The 16323-nt window shown below is 73.5% G+C and carries 14 protein-coding genes and 1 pseudogene; 12 read left to right on the plus strand and 3 right to left on the minus strand.

Annotated features, from left to right (window positions below):
* Positions 1–331 precede the first annotated feature (331 nt).
* On the minus strand, positions 332–2026 hold the full coding sequence (locus AB0I10_RS17675) for an IclR family transcriptional regulator C-terminal domain-containing protein (RefSeq protein ID WP_363153379.1): 1695 nt from the start codon (positions 2024–2026) through the stop codon (positions 332–334).
* 166 nt (positions 2027–2192) lie between these two features.
* Between AB0I10_RS17675 and AB0I10_RS17680 the strand changes: the two are divergent.
* From AB0I10_RS17680 to AB0I10_RS17715, 8 genes and pseudogenes are all read left to right on the plus strand, one after another.
* Positions 2193–2981, plus strand: a pseudogene (locus AB0I10_RS17680) (CoA-transferase); the annotation flags it as partial.
* 228 nt (positions 2982–3209) lie between these two features.
* Positions 3210–3995: a CoA-transferase gene (locus tag AB0I10_RS17685; RefSeq protein ID WP_363153448.1), complete on the plus strand. Its 786-nt coding sequence runs from the start codon at positions 3210–3212 to the stop codon at positions 3993–3995.
* Between the two features lie 83 nt (positions 3996–4078).
* Positions 4079–5305 carry a thiolase family protein gene (locus AB0I10_RS17690; protein WP_363153449.1) on the plus strand — a complete coding sequence of 409 codons (1227 nt, stop codon included), beginning with the start codon at positions 4079–4081 and terminating at the stop codon, positions 5303–5305.
* Positions 5306–5494: 189 nt separating this feature from the next.
* Positions 5495–6367: a protocatechuate 3,4-dioxygenase subunit beta gene (gene pcaH / locus AB0I10_RS17695; RefSeq protein ID WP_363153380.1), complete on the plus strand. Its 873-nt coding sequence runs from the start codon at positions 5495–5497 to the stop codon at positions 6365–6367.
* On the plus strand, positions 6367–7023 hold the full coding sequence (pcaG, locus tag AB0I10_RS17700; RefSeq protein WP_363153381.1) for a protocatechuate 3,4-dioxygenase subunit alpha: 657 nt from the start codon (positions 6367–6369) through the stop codon (positions 7021–7023). The genes pcaH and pcaG overlap by 1 nt, the downstream gene beginning before the upstream one ends.
* A 145-nt stretch (positions 7024–7168) precedes the next feature.
* Complete coding sequence (locus tag AB0I10_RS17705; RefSeq protein WP_363153450.1) at positions 7169–8674, plus strand: adenylosuccinate lyase family protein; 1506 nt, start codon at positions 7169–7171, stop codon at positions 8672–8674.
* The gene (locus AB0I10_RS17710; RefSeq protein ID WP_363153382.1) at positions 8671–9600 is read left to right on the plus strand and encodes an alpha/beta fold hydrolase; all 930 of its coding nucleotides are present in this window, start codon (positions 8671–8673) and stop codon (positions 9598–9600) included. The genes AB0I10_RS17705 and AB0I10_RS17710 overlap by 4 nt, the downstream gene beginning before the upstream one ends.
* Positions 9600–10787, plus strand: a complete 1188-nt coding sequence (locus tag AB0I10_RS17715; RefSeq protein WP_363153383.1) for a 4-hydroxybenzoate 3-monooxygenase — start codon at positions 9600–9602, stop codon at positions 10785–10787. The genes AB0I10_RS17710 and AB0I10_RS17715 overlap by 1 nt, the downstream gene beginning before the upstream one ends.
* Before the next feature lie 119 nt (positions 10788–10906).
* On the opposite strand, the gene AB0I10_RS17720 is transcribed toward AB0I10_RS17715, so the two are convergent.
* Complete coding sequence (locus AB0I10_RS17720; protein WP_363153451.1) at positions 10907–11929, minus strand: PP2C family protein-serine/threonine phosphatase; 1023 nt, start codon at positions 11927–11929, stop codon at positions 10907–10909.
* A 381-nt stretch (positions 11930–12310) separates the two neighbouring features.
* On the opposite strand from AB0I10_RS17720, the gene AB0I10_RS17725 reads away from it, so the two are divergent.
* Genes AB0I10_RS17725 through AB0I10_RS17740 form a run of 4 tightly spaced genes read left to right on the plus strand, consistent with a single transcriptional unit; the run spans position 12311 to position 15774 of the window.
* A complete protein-coding gene (locus AB0I10_RS17725) occupies positions 12311–13438 on the plus strand; it encodes an NAD-dependent epimerase/dehydratase family protein (RefSeq protein WP_363153384.1) in 1128 nt (375 codons plus the stop codon).
* A 17-nt stretch (positions 13439–13455) separates the two neighbouring features.
* A complete protein-coding gene (locus AB0I10_RS17730) occupies positions 13456–14241 on the plus strand; it encodes a glycosyltransferase family 2 protein (RefSeq protein WP_363153385.1) in 786 nt (261 codons plus the stop codon).
* Between the two features lie 46 nt (positions 14242–14287).
* On the plus strand, positions 14288–14968 hold the full coding sequence (locus tag AB0I10_RS17735; protein ID WP_363153386.1) for a DUF2064 domain-containing protein: 681 nt from the start codon (positions 14288–14290) through the stop codon (positions 14966–14968).
* Positions 14965–15774, plus strand: a complete 810-nt coding sequence (locus AB0I10_RS17740; protein ID WP_363153387.1) for a methyltransferase domain-containing protein — start codon at positions 14965–14967, stop codon at positions 15772–15774. The genes AB0I10_RS17735 and AB0I10_RS17740 overlap by 4 nt, the downstream gene beginning before the upstream one ends.
* Here AB0I10_RS17740 and AB0I10_RS17745 read toward each other — a convergent pair.
* A complete protein-coding gene (locus AB0I10_RS17745) occupies positions 15702–16223 on the minus strand; it encodes a hypothetical protein (protein ID WP_363153452.1) in 522 nt (173 codons plus the stop codon). The genes AB0I10_RS17740 and AB0I10_RS17745 overlap by 73 nt on opposite strands.
* Positions 16224–16323 lie beyond the last annotated feature (100 nt).

Consider the following 16323-nt stretch of genomic DNA (forward strand, 5'->3'; position numbering starts at 1 on the left):
TGCGGCGGGGCGGTTGCCGCTGCGCGGGGCTGTCGGGTGCGGTTCCGGACCTCCGGACTCCGTCCTGCGGTCCGGCCCCTCCCGTTGAGTGTGGGAAAGACCGGTGGGGGTGCACGTAGTCGATCACGCGCGCCCAGTGGACGAGTCATAGGGAACTGAACACTCAACGTCCGCCCCCACTCAGCTTCTCCACCCACCCACGGGAGGGGACAGCCCGCAGGACGGAGTCCGGAGGGCTGTCACCGCACCCGAAAAACCACGCCCGCCGCAGGCGCAACGGCGAGTAACCCCAACGGCGGGACAGCCGAAAACGGCCAGCAACCAAGCCGGCTCAAGCCAAGCGCAGCGTCACCGCATAGCGCCCCGCGACGCGCAGATCGGCCTCGATGTCCGCGGCGGCCTCGCGTAGTGCGGGCAGGATGGTCTCCCGTGCCTCGTCCGCCGTGCAACGTCCGGCGTGTGTCGAGACGTTGACGGCGGAGACGACCCGTCCGGTGCGGTCCCGTACCGGTACGGCGATCGAGCGCAGGCCCTCCTCCAGCTCCTCGTCGACCAGCGCGTACCCCTCGGTTCGCACCCCCTCCACGAGTTCGGTGAGCCGCTCCGGATCGGTGACGGTGTGCCGGGTGAGCGGCTGGAGGTCGGTGAGGGCCAGCCGGGCGGACAGCTCGGCCGGGGGCAGGCCGGCGAGCAGCACCCGCCCCATCGAGGTCGGATACGCCGGGAACCGGGTGCCCAGCATGATGTTGACGCTCATGATGCGGACGGTGGGGACCCGCGCCACGTACTGGATGTCGTCGCCGGACAGGACCGCCATCGAGGCGGAGTCGTGCACCCGCTCCACCAGCGCGGCCAGATGGGGCTGTGCGATGGCGGGCAGCGTCAGACCGGAGAGATGCGCGAAGCCCAGTTCCAGGACTTTCGGCGTCGGCCGGAAGAGCTTGCCGTCGGTGGCGACATAGCCGAGGTGTTCCAGGGTGATCAGGGCCCGGCGGGCGGTGGCGCGGGCCAGGCCGGTGGCCTCCGCCACGGCGGTGAGCGGCAGTTCGGCGCGACCCGCCCCGAACGCGGTGAGGGTGATCAGCCCGCGCGCCATCGATTCGACGAATTCGGGGCCCAACTCCTCCTTGGACGCGCGCATCCAGGTCGCGTGGACCGGTCCGGATTCTGTATCGGAGGCGTGGGGAGAGGGCGGCTCCTCCTGGGGCGCGCTCAGGGCGTACTCCATGGCGGACACCGTCTCGCGGAGCCGGGGGAGTACCGCCTCCGGCAGCTCGTCCGCGCTCAGTCGGCTGGTGTGGCTCACGACGCTGAGCGCGCAGACCGTACGGCCGGCAGCGTCCCGGACCGGCATGGCCACCGCGATCAGGCCCGGCTCGATGAGCTGGTCGTCCAGCGACCACCCGGCGGCGCGGGCGGCGGCCACCCGGGCCTCGAAGCCGGCCGCCGGGGCGTCGTCTGCGCGCCGCGGCGGTACGGAGGGAAAGCCGGCGTCCGTCGGGTCCGCGGCGCGGCGCCGCCGCCAGCGCTCCCAGTCGTCCGCGTCCCAGTCGTCGGCGAACAGCGCACCCGGCGCGCCCCGCTCGGCGGGCAGCAGATCACCGATGCGGAAAGCGAGCGACATGGCGCGTCGGCGGGTCGCCTGATGGACGAAGCGCACCCCGTCGCCGTCCGGCACCGCGAGCGAGACCGACTCGTCGAGTTCGTCGGCCAGCCGGTCGGCGAGCGGCCCCAGCCGGTCGGGGAGTTCGGAGGCGGCGAGATAGGCGTTGCCGAGCTCCAGCAGGCGCGGCGCGAGCACCGCGTCCCGGCCCTCGGCCCGTACATACCCGAGCCGGGCGAGGGTGCTCAGCACGCGGTCGACGGTGGACCGCGCGAGCCCGGTGCCGCGCACCAGGTCGCCCACGGCCTGCCGGCCGCCGCCGGCCGCCAGCTCCCGCAGCACGGCCAGGCTGCGCATCAGCGGTCCCACCGCGTCCGGCGGCGGGGCCGGCGTGGACGGGGCGGTGGCTTCGGGGTCGGTCATGGACTCTCCACGGTGCGGCGATCTCGTCGGAACCGTACCCGGCGGACCGTTGACAGGGCCGGGGACGGGGGTGAAAATCGGTGGCGGCTCGATTATGAACTTAAGTTCACTCTGCGAACTAGCCGCCTGTGCAAGGCGCGTGCCCATTCGAACCGAGGGCGAGGACATGGCCGACATCCGTTCCCTGCATGACGCCGTCGAGGAGCTGATCCACGACGGGGACACCGTGGCACTGGAGGGGTTCACCCATCTGATCCCGTTCGCAGCGGCGCACGAGATCATCCGACAGGGCATCACGGACCTCACGCTCGCCCGGATGACCCCGGACGTGGTCTACGACCAGCTGATCGGCGCCGGCGCGGCCCGCAAACTCATCTTCTCCTGGGGCGGCAACCCGGGCGTCGGCTCGCTGCACCGCTTCCGCGACGCCGTCGAGAACGGCTGGCCCGCCCCACTGGAGACCGACGAACACAGCCATGCCGGGATGGCAAACCGCTATGCCGCGGGCGCGGCCAACCTCCCGTTCGCGGTGCTGCGCGGCTACCGCGGCAGCGACATCCCGGGGCGTACGCCCACGGTCTCCACCGTCACCTGCCCGTTCACCGGCGAGGAGCTCGCGGCCGTCGCCGCCCTCAATCCGGACGTCACGGTCATCCACGCGCAACAGGCCGACCGGGCCGGCAACGTCCAGCTGTGGGGCCTGGCCGGCGTACAGAAGGAAGCGGCGCTCGCCGCGCGGCGCGTCCTGGTCACCGTCGAGGAGATGGTCGACGCGCTGGAGCCGTGCCCGGGTGGCGTCGTCCTGCCCACCTGGGTCATCGATGCGATCGCGGTCGTCCCCGGTGGAGCGCACCCCTCGTACGCGGCCGGCTACTCGGTCCGCGACAACGCCTTCTACCAGGCGTGGGACGGCATTTCGCGGGACCGGAAGGCGTTCGGGCGGTGGCTGGAGGAGAGCGTCCTGGGGGAGGGGGGAGGGGCGCGCCCCGCGATGCCGGAGGCGGCCACCGCCACCGTTGCCGACACAGCCACTGACACGGCCACAGCCACAGCCACTGCCACGGCCACTCGCGCCGCCCCGTCAGCCGTCACCGCCTCGGCGGCCACTCTGGCCACCCCCGCATCCCCCGACCCCGCATCGCCCGCCTCCGACTGCCCTCCTGACTGCACCCCCGACGAACTCATGGAGATCAACGCCGCCCGTGCGCTCGCCGGCGCGCGCACCTGTTTCGTCGGCATCGGGCTCCCCAGTACGGCCGCCAACCTCGCCTGCCGGACCGTCAACCCGGACCTGGTGCTCGTCTACGAGTCCGGCACCATCGGCTCCAAACCGACCCGGCTGCCGCTGTCCATCGGGGACGGCGAACTCGCCGACACCGCCGACTCGGTGGTCTCCGTGCCGGAGATGTTCAACTACTGGCTCCAGGGCGGCCGGATCGACGTCGGCTTCCTCGGTGCCGCGCAGGTCGACCGCTTCGCCAACATCAACACCACCGCCGTGCACCGCGGCCCCGGCAAGCCCGAAGGGCGGCTGCCCGGCGCGGGCGGCGCCCCCGAAATCGCCGCCAACTGCGGACAGGTGCTGATGGTCCTCCGGCACAGCCGCCGCAACTTCGTCGGCACGCTCGACTTCGTCACCACCCTCGGCCACGGCAGCGGTCCCCAGGACCGTGCGGCGCTCGGACTGCCCGGTGCCGGCCCCACCGCCGTCATCACCGACCTCGGTGTGCTGCGCCCCGACCCGGTCACCGCGGAACTCGTACTCACCGAGCTACATCCGGGAGTGACGGTGGATCAGATTCGGGACGCCACCGGCTGGGACCTCAAGGAGGCCGCGCGGCTCGGCGTCACGGCCCCGCCCACCGCGGCCGAACTCGCCGCCCTGCGCGCCCTCAAGGCCGCGGCGGCACCCCAAGAGCCCGGCTCCCGTACGTCCGGCGGGCACACCGCCCAGAAGGGCACCTCGTGATCAAAGAACGCGGCACCGAACGCGGCACCGAACGCGGCACCGAGCGCGGCACCGAGCGCGGCACCGAAGGCATCGCCGCATGCGTGGCCGACCGCCCCCGGGACGTCTACGTCGTCGACGCCGTCCGTACCCCCATCGGCAAATACGGCGGCGCGCTCTCCGGCATCCGCCCGGACGATCTCGCCGCCCATGTCGTCAAGGCCCTGGTGGACCGAGCGCCGGGGCTGGACCCCGCCCGGATCGACGATGTGTACCTCGGCAATGCCAACGGTGCGGGCGAGGAGAACCGCGATGTGGCCCGGATGGCCGTGCTGCTCGCCGGGCTCCCGGTGACCGTGCCCGGCGTCACCGTCAACCGCCTCTGCGGCTCGGGAATGGAGGCGGTCATCCAGGCGGCCCGGTCCGTGGCCCTCGGCGATGCCTCCGTGGCCATCGCCGGCGGGGTGGAGTCGATGAGCCGCGCGCCATGGGTGCTGCCCAAGCCCGAACGGGCCTTTCCGGCCGGGCCGCAGACCCTGCACTCCACCACACTGGGCTGGCGGCTGGTCAACCCGCGGATGCCCGACGAGTGGACCATCGCCCTCGGCGAGGGCGCGGAGCTGATCGCCGACCGTTACGGCATCACGCGTGCGCAGCAGGACGCATACGCCCTCGCCAGCCACGAGAAGGCGGCGCGGGCGTGGAAGGACGGTGTCTTCGACGCCGAGGTCGTGCCCTATGGCGAGGGGAGGGGAGCCGCCCCGGACAGCAGCCGCCAGGCGACACCGGCCCGCGATGAGTGCATCCGTGAGCACACCTCCCTGGAGGCGTTGGCGGCGCTGCGGCCCGTGTTCCGTGAGGACGGAGGCACCGTCACCGCCGGCAACTCCTCGCCGCTGAACGACGGCGCGGCCGCGCTGCTGCTGATGGACGAACGGGGCCTGCGCGCCTCCGGGTGCGAACCGCTCGCCCGGATCCGCAGCAGCGCCGTCACCGGCATCGAACCGCAGTACTTCGGCCTCGGTCCGGTCACCGCGGCCGAACGGGCCCTGGAGAAGGCCGGACGGAGTTTCGGCGACCTGCACACCGTCGAACTCAACGAGGCGTTCGCCGCCCAGGCACTCGGCTGTCTCGCCGCCTGGCCCGGCCTCGACCCCGGCCTCGTCAACCCGCACGGCGGCGCCCTCGCCCTAGGCCATCCGCTCGGCGCCTCCGGGGCCCGGATCGCCGGATCCGTCGCCCACCAACTGGCGGCCGCGGGTGCCGGCACGGGGCTGGCGACGCTGTGTATCGGGGTGGGACAGGGGCTTGCCGTGGTATTGGAGCGGTAGTGCCGCACTGCGGTAGCCGCGGCACCGCGGTAGCGCCGCACTGCGGAAGCGCCCGCATCTCCGCCCGCCTTGGCCCTCCTCCGCCCGGCCCCCGCCGCCCGTCTCTCCCCGACTCCCGTACCCGGTCCCGGTCCCCGTCCCCGGACCAACCCCGTGACCCATGACCAGCACCGCATGGAGATGGCACTCATGGCCTTTGACCCACCCACCCCACCCGGCGGTGTCCCCGCCGCGGTGCCCGCGCCCGCGTCCCTGCCTGCGCCCCGGCCGCCGCTCCCCGCCGGGGCCAGGCCCCCTACCCAGGCAGACATCAGCCGCGAGATCGCGGCACTGCACGCCTCCGCCGCACACCACCGCGAGACGGGCAACCCCGCGCCCGACCACCCCGCACGGGACTTCACCCCGTACCGCAGCAGCGCCTCGCGTCACCCCCGGCAGCCGCTGGTCGAGATCGACGGACTGGCGGACCCGGAGGCCGTCGAGCTGAGCGGCCCCGCGTTCGGCGTCACCGACATCACCGACCTGGACGCCGACCTCACCCGCCGGCACGCGGGCGAGCCGCTCGGCGAACGCATCACCGTCACCGGCCGCATCCTGGACCGCACCGGACGCCCCGTACGCCGTCAGCTCGTCGAGATCTGGCAGGCCAACGCCTCCGGCCGGTACGCCCACCAGCGTGACCAGCACCCGGCCCCCCTCGACCCCAACTTCACCGGCGTCGGCCGCTGTCTGACCGATGACGACGGCCGGTACGAGTTCACCACCATCAAGCCCGGCGCCTACCCCTGGCGCAATCACGACAACGCCTGGCGCCCGGCCCATATCCACTTCTCGTTCTTCGGCTCGGCGTTCACCCAACGGCTGGTCACCCAGATGTACTTCCCGGGCGACCCGCTGTTCCCGTACGACCCGATCCTCGCCTCGGTCACCGATCCCGCCGCCCGGGCACGGCTGGTGGCCGCCTACGACCACGAACTGTCCCGCCCCGAACAGTCCCTGGGCTACCGCTGGGACGTGGTCCTCGACGGACCGTCCGCCACCTGGATCGAGGAAGGCCGCTGATGCCCCGCACCGCCTCCGAGCCCCCGGCGCCGGCCCCGCGCGCCGACCCCCCGTCCCCGCTCGCCCCCACCCCGTCGCAGACCGTCGGCCCGTTCTACGGCTACGCCCTGCCGTTCCCCGGCGGTGAGCAGATCGTGCCCGTCGGTCATCCCGACACGATCACGGTGCACGGATGTGTCCACGACGGGGTGGGCGCGCCGGTACCGGACGCACTGCTGGAGTTCTGGCAGGCGGGTCCGGACGGCAGCCTGACGGGCGCGCCCGGCTCGCTGCGCCGCGACTCCGCCACGGGGGCCGTCATCGGCCGCAACGGCATGGACTTCACCGGCTTCGGCCGTGTCCCGACCGACGCCGACGGCCACTACGCCGTACGGACACTCCCGGCCACCGCCCCGGCCGGGCGCCCGTCCGCCGCGCCCTACCTGGCCGTCTGCGTCTTCGCCCGCGGACTGCTCCACCACCTGTTCACCCGCGTCTACTTCCCCACGAACGAGACGGTCAACGCCGCCGACCCGCTGCTGTCAGGGCTGCCCGCGAACCGCGCGCGCACGCTCCTCGCGCGTCCCGACGGCCCGGCCCGTTACCGCTTCGACGTCCGCATGCAAGGGACAGAGGACGGCACGCATGAGGAGACGGTGTTCCTTGCTTTCCGATGACCTGCGGCATGGCCTCTCCGATGAGGTGCCCGGCGGCCTGTCCGATGACCTCTCCGATGACGTGTCCGACGACCTGTCCAATGGTCAGTGCGATGGCCCGTCCGAGGGTCCGCGGCGGGCCGGAGAGCCGCCTCTACCACCCGAAGTGGCCTGCGAATCGGCTGACTTGGGGCTGCTCGCCCCTTCCTGGGCCGGATCGGCAGTTGCCGACGCCACCGGCGACGCCGGATATCTGCGCGCCATGCTCGACGCCGAGGCCGCGCTGACCCGCGCACAGGCCGCACTCGGACTCGCGCCGCAGTCCGCTGCCGCCGCCGTCACGGCTACCGCCGCCGACACCCGCCGCCACGATCCGCGTGACCTCGCGCTGCGGGCCCGAGCCGGCGGCAACCCGGTGGTCCCGCTGGTCGCGGACCTGACCGCCGCCGTTGCCGACCGCGACCCGACGGCCGCCGCATACGTCCACCGGGGCGCCACCAGCCAGGACATCCTGGACACCGCCACCATGCTGGTCTGCGCCCACGCCCTGGACACCGTCCTGACGGACCTGCGCCACACCGCCGACGCGCTGCGCCGTACGGCCGTCGCACACCGCGACACCCCGATGGCCGGCCGTACCCTCACCCAGCACGCGGTACCGACCACCTTCGGCCTCAAGGCCGCGGGCTGGCGCGCCCTCGTCCTCGACGCCCACGACCGGCTCGCCGCCGTACGCACCGCACTGCCAGCTCAACTGGGCGGCGCGGCGGGCACACTCGCGGCGTTCCAGGCGTACGCGGAGGCCGAGGGCACTGCCGGGGAGAGCATCGCGGGGGAGGCCGAGGGCAATAGGGGGGAGGGCGACCTGGGCGAGGGCGCCGGCTCGGCTGCGACCGGGCCCGACCTCGCCGCCCGCCTCCTCGCCGCCTACGCCGCCGAGACCGGGCTCGCCGAACCGGCTCTGCCCTGGCACACCTTGCGCACCCCCGTCGCCGATCTCGCCGGCGCCCTCGCCTTCACCGCCGGTGCCCTCGGGAAGCTGGCGGCCGACGTCCTCACCCTCGCCCGTACGGAGATCGGCGAGCTCGCCGAGGGCAGCGGCGGCTCCTCATCCGCCATGCCGCACAAGACCAACCCGGTGCGCGCCACCCTGATCGCGGCCGCCGCCCGTCAGGTCCCGGCGCTGACCGCGGTCCTGTACGGGTCCCTCGCCGCCGAGGACGAGCGCCCGGCCGGCGCCTGGCACGCCGAATGGCAGCCGCTGCGCGACGCCCTGCGGCTGGTGGGCGGCGCGGCGCGGGACGCGGCCGAGCTGACCGCGGGGCTGCAGGTCCGCCCGCACCGGATGCGGCGGAACCTCGACGCGACCGGCGGCCTGATCACCACCGAACGCCTCGTCGCGGCCCTCACCGCCCTGACCGGTCGTGGCGAGGCCCGCCGCACCCTGGACGCGGCGGCCCGGCGCACCACGGACGACGGCGTCGACCTGTACGAGGCGCTGCGCAAGGCCCTGTACGAGGACCCCGCCGGTCCCCTGTCCCCGCCCCTCCCGGAGAACGAGAGCCGACTCCGCCAACTCCTCGACCCGACGGACTACTTGGGGTCCGCGGCCGTCCTCGTCGACCGGGCGCTGGCCCGCCGCCCCGAGAGCGACCCGCAGGAGCCCGCATGACCCACCCGCCCGCAGGCCCGGTCGTGCACCACAGCGTGGACGGCTCCGAAGGCGCCCCGCCGCTCATCCTGGGCCCCTCGCTCGGCACTTCCCTTTCCATTTGGGACCCCCAACTCCCCACCCTTTCAAGGCATTTCCGTGTCATCCGCTGGGATCTCCCGGGCCACGGCGGCACCTCCACCGATGTCCTCACCGCCGCCTCCACACCCACACCCGGACTCACACCCACCGCCACACTCCCCGGCCTCGCCCGCCTCGTCCTGGACCTCGCCGACTCCCTCGGCGTCGGCCGCTTCGCGTACGCCGGGATCTCGCTGGGCGGGGCCGTCGGGGCATGGCTCGCCGTGCACCACCCGGAACGGATCGCCTCGCTCGCCCTGATCTGCTCCTCCGCCCGGTTCGGCGCACCGACGGGCTGGCGTGAGCGGGCCGCGCTCGTACGGGAAAGGGGCATCGGCCCGGTCGCGGAGACGGCCGCGGCCCGCTGGTTCACCCCGGCCTTCGTCGGCTCCTCCGAGGCCAAGTGCCTGCTCGACGCGCTGCGCGGCACGGTGGCTCCCGCGGGCTACGCGGCCTGCTGCGACGCCCTCGCCGACTACGACCTGCGCGCCGACCTGGGACACATCACCGCCCCCACGCTCGTCGTCGCGGGCCGCGCGGACCCGGCAACCCCGCCCGCCCACGGCCGCGAACTCGCTGACGGCATCCCGGACGCGAGCCTCGTAGAGCTGTCCGGGGCCGCCCACCTCGCGAGCGTCGAACGCCCGTCCCCCGTTCTGGGCGCGCTCCTCGGCCATCTCACCGACGGCGCCCACGGCTTCGTCCCCGTCCCTGCCCCCTATCCCGATCCCGATCCCGTCCACGATCCCGGCTCCGCCCCCACCCCGGCACTCGCCCCCGCCCCGGCACCAGAAACGGACACCTGATGCACACAACGCACCACACCACGGTCGGCATCATCGGCGGCGGCCCGGCTGGTCTGCTGCTCGCGCGCCTGCTGCACGGGTCGGGAATCGACTGCGTCGTCCTGGAGAACCGCGACCGCGCATACGTGGAGCATCGGCAGCGCGCGGGCGTCCTCGAACAGGGCACCGTCGACGTACTGCGGGCCTGCGGGGCGGGGGAACGGATGGACCGGGAGGGCCTCGTCCACGACGGCATCGAACTGCGCTACGACCGGCGTGCCCACCGTCTCGACTTCCCGAAGCTGACCGGCGGCCGCAGAGTGATGGTCTACGCCCAGACGGAGCTGGTGAAGGACCTGATAGAGCTTCAACTCGACTCCGGCGCACCGCTGTTGTTCGAGGCGCAAGCGCTCGCCGTAGAGGGCGCGGACACCGGCCGCCCGCTCATCCGCTACACCCACCACGACCGCGAACAGACCCTCACCTGCGATTACGTGGTCGGCTGCGACGGCTCCCACGGCGTCACCCGCGACGCGATCCCGGAGCATGCCCGCCGCACGTACGAGCGCGACCACCCGTACTCGTGGCTCGGCGTCCTCGCCGACGTCCCGCCCTCCTCCGACGAACTGATCTATGCGCACTCCGAGCGGGGCTTCGCGCTCTTCAGCATGCGGACACCGGCCGTCAGCCGGCTCTACCTCCAGGTCCCGAACGGAACCGACCCGGCGGACTGGCCCGACGACCGTATCTGGGACGAGCTGGCGGCCCGCTCGGCGGTCGACGCCCCCTGGAAGGTGGAACGCGGGCCGATCACCGCCAAGTCCGTGCTCCCGATGCGCAGCTGGGTCACCGAGCCGATGCGGTACGGGCATGTACTGCTGGCGGGCGACGCCGCGCACATCGTGCCGCCCACCGGGGCCAAGGGCCTCAATCTCGCCGTCGCCGACGTCACCGTGCTGGCCCGTGCTCTCGCCCAGTGTTACGAGACCGGCGCGACGGAGCTCCTCGACGCCTACTCCGACACCTGTCTGCGCCGGGTCTGGCGCGCCGAACACTTCTCGTCCTTCATGACGACGACCCTGCACACCGCCCAGGACCAGAGCCCGTTCGAGACCCGGCTGCAGCTCTCCCAGCTCGACCGTGTCGCCACCTCCCCGCATGCCGCCGCCGAACTGGCGGAGAACTACACGGGGCTGCCCCTGGAGTGAGGAGGTCGTGAACCGCGCCAGAGGGCCGTCGCCGGCAGCAGGCCTCTGGCGACAGAAGGTTGCTGCCGACAGAAGGCTGCCGCTGACGGAAGGTTGCTGCTGACGGAAGGCTGCCGACGTCAGCGCTCGTCCGGGTCCGGGTGCGCCGTCCGGTACCGGACCAGCAGCATCGCCGCATCGTCATGCAGGGGCCCCTCGGCATGTTCGACCAGATCCTCGCGTACCGCGCGCAGAGCGGCCTCGGGGTCGGGGTCCTTGAGCAGGGCGGCGCGTTCGTCGAGGGGGTAGAAGCGGTCCGCCGCGTCGCGGGCCTCGGTGACGCCGTCGGTGTAGAAGAGCATCTGGTCGCCGGGCGCGAACGGCACCTCGTAGGGCAGCGGCGCTTCGAAGCCATGGACGGTGAGACCGAGCGGCAGGGCGCGGTCGGGCGGGGCCGCGTAGCCGACCGAGCCGTTGGGGCGGACGACCAGCGGCGCCGGGTGGCCGAAGTTCATCAGCGTCGCGTTCGGGCCGTCCCCGATCTCGGCGAGCACCGCCGTCACGAACCGTTCGCCGGACAGATGCCGGTTCAGCGCCCGTTCCACCCGCTCACCGACCGCCGGCAGATCCGGTTCGTCGTGCGCCGCCTCCCGGAAGGCCCCCAGGACGACCGCCGCGCTCTCCACCGCCTCAAGGCCCTTGCCCTGGACGTCCCCGACGATGATCCGCACGCCGGCGGGCGAGGTCACCACCTCGTACAGGTCGCCGCCGATCCGCGCCTCGGCCACCGCCGAGGTGTACGAGACGGCGATCCGCAGCGGGCCCGCGCCGCGCGGCACCGGGCGCAGCAGAACGCGCTGGGCGACCTCGGCGATCGAGCGGACGCTGGCGAGCTCCTCCTCGCGGCGCTGCCGCATGACGGCCGCCACCACGCCGGCCGCGGTGACCCCGGCCACCGTCAGCAGGGCGATCTCCCCGCGCCGGCCCTCGAACACGCCGTTGTACACCCCCAGACCGACGCAGAGCACGGACGCGATCAGCCCGACGAGTGCCGTACGGCGCCAGCCGCCGACCAGCCCGGCGAACGCGGGCCCCAGAGAGACCAGGGGCAGCAGGCCGACACCGGGGCCCGCGGTCAGGTCCAGCGCGCTGACGACGGCCATGACCGCATACGGGAGCGCGGACAGCACACGGGAGCTCGGGCGCGGCTCCCCGTTCTCCACGGCCAAGGTGTTCTCCGACGGTGTCACGAGGGGGGAGGAATTGGCCCCCGACCTGAGCATATGCAACGTTTGCCGGACTGAATCACCTCGAATGCACCGCTGTTACCGAATCGCAGTGGGGGGCGCGCGGAACGCGTCCCCGAAGTGCGCCCGGTGTGCGCTCCGCCGCCTCACCGGACGTGGCTTCCCATCGGAAGCCGGATCTGCTCTCCGGCGGTTCTCGGCTCTCCGTAGCCTTCCCGGCTGACGATTGCTTACGGAGCTATGACACGGCGGCCGCCGTACGAGCCCGATCGTCGTGCCGCGCTTAGCGTGACCGGTATGCGCGTACTGGTCACCGGCGGTGCCGGATTCATTGGATCGCAGATCGTCGAGGCGCTCGTGGCGCGCGGGCACGAGCCCGTCGTCCTCGACGCGCTGTTGCCGTCGGCCCATCCCGAGCCCCCGCCGCCGCGGCCGGGGGAGCAGCGCGTCGTCGCAGACGTACGGGACCGGGCGGCCGTCGACGCCGCCCTGCGGGGGGTGCACGCGGTCTGTCACCAGGCGGCGATGGTCGGCCTGGGGAAGGGGATCGCGGACGCGCCCGATTATGTGGGCTGCAACGACCTGGGAACCGCCGTACTCCTGGCCGCCATGGCCGCGGCCGGCGTCGGCACGCTGGTGCTCGCCGGGTCGATGGTGGTTTACGGGGAGGGGCGCTACGAGTGCCGGGAGCACGGGGTGGTGCGGCCCGGCCCGCGGGCGGTGGCCGATCTCGACGCCGGGCGGTTCGAACCACACTGCCCTGACTGCGGCACGGAACTGCGGCCGGGGCTCGTCGGTGAGGACGCGGCGGCCGATCCGCGCAATGTGTACGCGGCGACCAAGCTCACCCAGGAGCATCTGGCCGCCTCCTGGGCGCGCGCGACCGGCGGTCGGGCCGTCTCGCTCCGCTATCACAACGTCTACGGGCCCGGGATGCCGCGCGATACCCCGTACGCCGGGGTGGCCTCGTTCTTCCGCTCGGCGCTGGCCCGCGGCGAGGCGCCCACCGTCTACGAGGACGGCGGCCAGCGGCGGGACTTCGTCCATGTACGGGATGTCGCGGCGGCCAATGTGGTGGCGCTGGAGGCCGCGGCGATCCGGGAGACGGACCGGGAGACGGGCCGGGAGACGGGCCGGAACCGGAAGGGCGACCGGAAGTACGACCTGGAAGCGGGGACGTTGACCGCGTTCAACACGGGGAGCGGAGTGCCGCACACCGTAGGGGAGATGGCGCGGACGCTGGCCGAGGCGTGTGGCGGCCCGACGCCGGTGGTCACGGGGGAGTACCGGCTGGGCGACGTCCGGCACATCACGGCGTCGTCGCGGCGGATCGCGGACGAGCTGGGGTGGAGTGCGGAGGTCGAATTCGCGGCGGGGATGCGGGAGTTCGCGCGGGTTGGGATGAGGGCGGGGGCGGCAGCGTGACCAGCTCCCCTTCCCCGGTGCCCCGCCCGACCTCCGTGGACATCGTGCTGCCCTGTCTGGACGAGGCCGCCGCGCTGCCCTGGGTGCTGGAGCGCATCCCGGCCGGCTGGCGGGCGATCGTCGTGGACAACGGTTCCACGGACGGCTCGGCCGGGATCGCTCGCGCGCTGGGCGCCACCGTCGTGCACGAAGCGCGCCGCGGCTTCGGTGCCGCCTGCCACGCGGGGCTGCTGGCCGCCGATGCGGACATCGTCTGCTTCTGCGACTGCGACGCCTCCCTCGATCCTGCCCTGCTGACCCCGTTCGTCCGCGCCGTACACGACGGCGAGAGCGATCTGGTCCTGGGCCGCAGACGACCGCAGGGGCGCGGCGCATGGCCGCTGCACGCCCGGCTCGGCAACCTCGCCCTGGCCCAAATGCTGCACCGGCGCACCGGACTGCGGTTGCACGACCTCGGCCCCCTGCGAGCCGCCCGGCGCACCGCCCTGCTCGGCCTCGGCCTCACCGACCGGCGCAGCGGCTACCCGCTGCAGATGGTCGTCCGGGCCGCCGACGCCGGCTGGCGTATCGAGGAGCGGGACGTGCCCTACCGGCCGCGCACCGGCCGTTCGAAGGTCACCGGCACCTGGCGCGGCACCTGGCACGCGGTACGCGATATGCGCACCGTCCTGCGCCAGCCCGCGCCAGGTGCTTCGGCCGCCTCAAGCACCCCAATTGCCACGGCTACCCCAGCTTCCCCAACTCCAGCTGTCTTTACCACCCCAGCTGCCCCTACCGACCCAACTGCTTCCGACCACCGCTGACCGTGTGCAAGAGCCGGCCGAAGCTGCCGAAGGAGGGAACCGCCCGATGAGCGCAGCCGCAGGTTGTCCGGGGCCGACGACGGATCGCCCGGGGCCGACGACGGTCCTGGTCATCGCCAAGGAACCGGTGCCCGGCCGGGTCAAGACCCGCCTCACGCCGCCCTACACCCCGTACGAGGCCGCCCAGTTGGCCGAGGCCGCGCTGCACGACACCCTCCAGGCGGTATGCGTCATGCCCGCCCGGCGGCGCGTCGTCGTCCTCGACGGGCGGCCGGGGAGCTGGCTGCCGGCCGGCTTCGACGTCCGGCCGCAGTGCGCCGGCGGCCTCGATGAGCGGCTGGCCGCGGCCTTCGCCGACAGTGCCGGCCCGACGCTGCTCATCGGCATGGACACACCACAGGTGACCTCCCAACTCCTCGCCCCGGCCCTGGAGTTCGGTGCCTGGCAGGACTGCGATGCCTGGATCGGACCGGCCGAGGACGGCGGGTTCTGGGCGCTCGGTCTGGCGGTCCCCGACCCGCGGCTGCTGCGCGGCATCCCGATGTCCACCGACCGCACCGGCGCCGCCCAGCGCGCCCGGCTCGCCGCCGCCGGACTCCGGGTGCGCGAACTGCCGCCGCTGCGCGATGTCGACACGGCGGACGATGCCGGGAAGGTCGCGGCGGCCGCGCCCGGCGGACGGTTCGCCGCCACCCTCGCCCGCCTGACCCCGGCCATCGGGCGGTGAGCACCACCATGCCGCCCACACTCCCCTCCGCACGGACCACCCCCGTGCAGCCCTCCGCGCCGGCCGCCCCTGCTGCGACGCCCACCGCCCGCGACGCCGTCTCCTGGTGCGCGGACCCGTACGCCGACGCGCTGCGCAGCGGCCGCGGCCCGCTGTTCCTGCGCCGTACCGACGGCTGGCTGCTGCCGCTGGAGGTTGAGCGCTGGTGCGCCGGGGCGGACGCCGCGGACCTGTCGGCGCTGCGCCGCTGCGAGGGCACGGTTCTCGACATCGGCTGCGGACCCGGCCGGCTGGTCGCCGCCCTCGCCGCGCAGGGCCGCCGGGCACTCGGTATCGATGTCAGCGAGGCGGCGGTGGCTCGTACGGCGGCCATCGGTGGCGCCGCGCTGTGCCGATCGGTCTTCGACTCCCTTCCAGGGGAAGGGAGTTGGGGCACTGCCCTGCTGCTGGACGGAAATATAGGCATTGGCGGCGACCCGAGCGCCTTGCTCGCCAGGACAGCGGAACTGGTCTGCCGCCGTGGGCTGCTGATCGTGGAGACCACACCGGCGGATGTCGATGAACGGGTCCAGGTCCGGGTCGCCAACGGGCACGGCGTGCACCGCGAACAGGGCGGCCTTTTCTCCTGGGCCCGGGTGGGTACCCCCGCGCTGCTGCGGTACGCGACGGCAGCGGGCTGGGCACCCGTCGAGCAGTGGACCGTCGCCGACGGCGTCCCCACGGGAGAGGTGGGTCAGCTGCCGGCTGCCGGACGCTGCTTTGTCGCGCTGCGCCGCCGCCGTGGGATACCGGACAGCCACGGCTGAGCCGTACGCCACAGCAGCCACAAGGCCGAGAGGGCGAACAGGCCGGCGGTGATCAGCAGCCAGCGGGACAGGAAGACATCACCGGGGAGGCCGGTGGCGGCCTCGTAATGCGCCGCCGAGCCGCGCACCGCAGACCCCGCAGATCCCTCCGTGCCCTCCGTGCCCGCCGAGCTCCTCGCGCCCGCCGAACCCGCGATCAGCGGGAACCACACCAACAGCAGCAGCCCGGACAGGGCGGCGGGGACCCGGACGTAGAGGGTCCATGCCCGGTGCCGGCCGGTCCCCGCCGTGACCCTGCGCACCGCCCGGTCGGCGAGCGCGTACAGCGGCAGCAGCACCAGATCGTGCAGCAGCGCCGCCCCGACGAACCACACGACCACGAGCGGCCAATGCTCACCTGCCAGCAGCCGCAACCCCGCATAGCCGGTGAGCGCGAACGAGCCGAGCATCAGCACCAGATGCAGCGGTCCCTCGCCGTACCAGCGGTGCCGTCGCTTCCCCCTCCCGTTCCGTTGAGCCCGTTGGGCCCGATTCGCGCGTCCGGGCAGC

This window comes from Streptomyces sp. NPDC050636, from assembly GCF_040654775.1.
GTDB lineage: Bacteria > Actinomycetota > Actinomycetes > Streptomycetales > Streptomycetaceae > Streptomyces.

Bases quoted from the DNA above. Each gene is read 5' to 3' on its own strand.
- AB0I10_RS17675 (WP_363153379.1), bottom strand. From the start codon at position 2,026: ATGACCGACCCCGAAGCCACCGCCCCGTCCACGCCGGCCCCGCCGCCG.
- AB0I10_RS17685 (WP_363153448.1), top strand. From the start codon at position 3,210: ATGGAGATCAACGCCGCCCGTGCGCTCGCCGGCGCGCGCACCTGTTTC.
- pcaH (WP_363153380.1), top strand. From the start codon at position 5,495: ATGGCCTTTGACCCACCCACCCCACCCGGCGGTGTCCCCGCCGCGGTG.
- pcaG (WP_363153381.1), top strand. From the start codon at position 6,367: ATGCCCCGCACCGCCTCCGAGCCCCCGGCGCCGGCCCCGCGCGCCGAC.
- AB0I10_RS17710 (WP_363153382.1), top strand. From the start codon at position 8,671: ATGACCCACCCGCCCGCAGGCCCGGTCGTGCACCACAGCGTGGACGGC.
- AB0I10_RS17715 (WP_363153383.1), top strand. From the start codon at position 9,600: ATGCACACAACGCACCACACCACGGTCGGCATCATCGGCGGCGGCCCG.
- AB0I10_RS17720 (WP_363153451.1), bottom strand. From the start codon at position 11,929: ATGGCCGTCGTCAGCGCGCTGGACCTGACCGCGGGCCCCGGTGTCGGC.
- AB0I10_RS17725 (WP_363153384.1), top strand. From the start codon at position 12,311: ATGCGCGTACTGGTCACCGGCGGTGCCGGATTCATTGGATCGCAGATC.
- AB0I10_RS17735 (WP_363153386.1), top strand. From the start codon at position 14,288: ATGAGCGCAGCCGCAGGTTGTCCGGGGCCGACGACGGATCGCCCGGGG.
- AB0I10_RS17745 (WP_363153452.1), bottom strand. From the start codon at position 16,223: ATGCTCGGCTCGTTCGCGCTCACCGGCTATGCGGGGTTGCGGCTGCTG.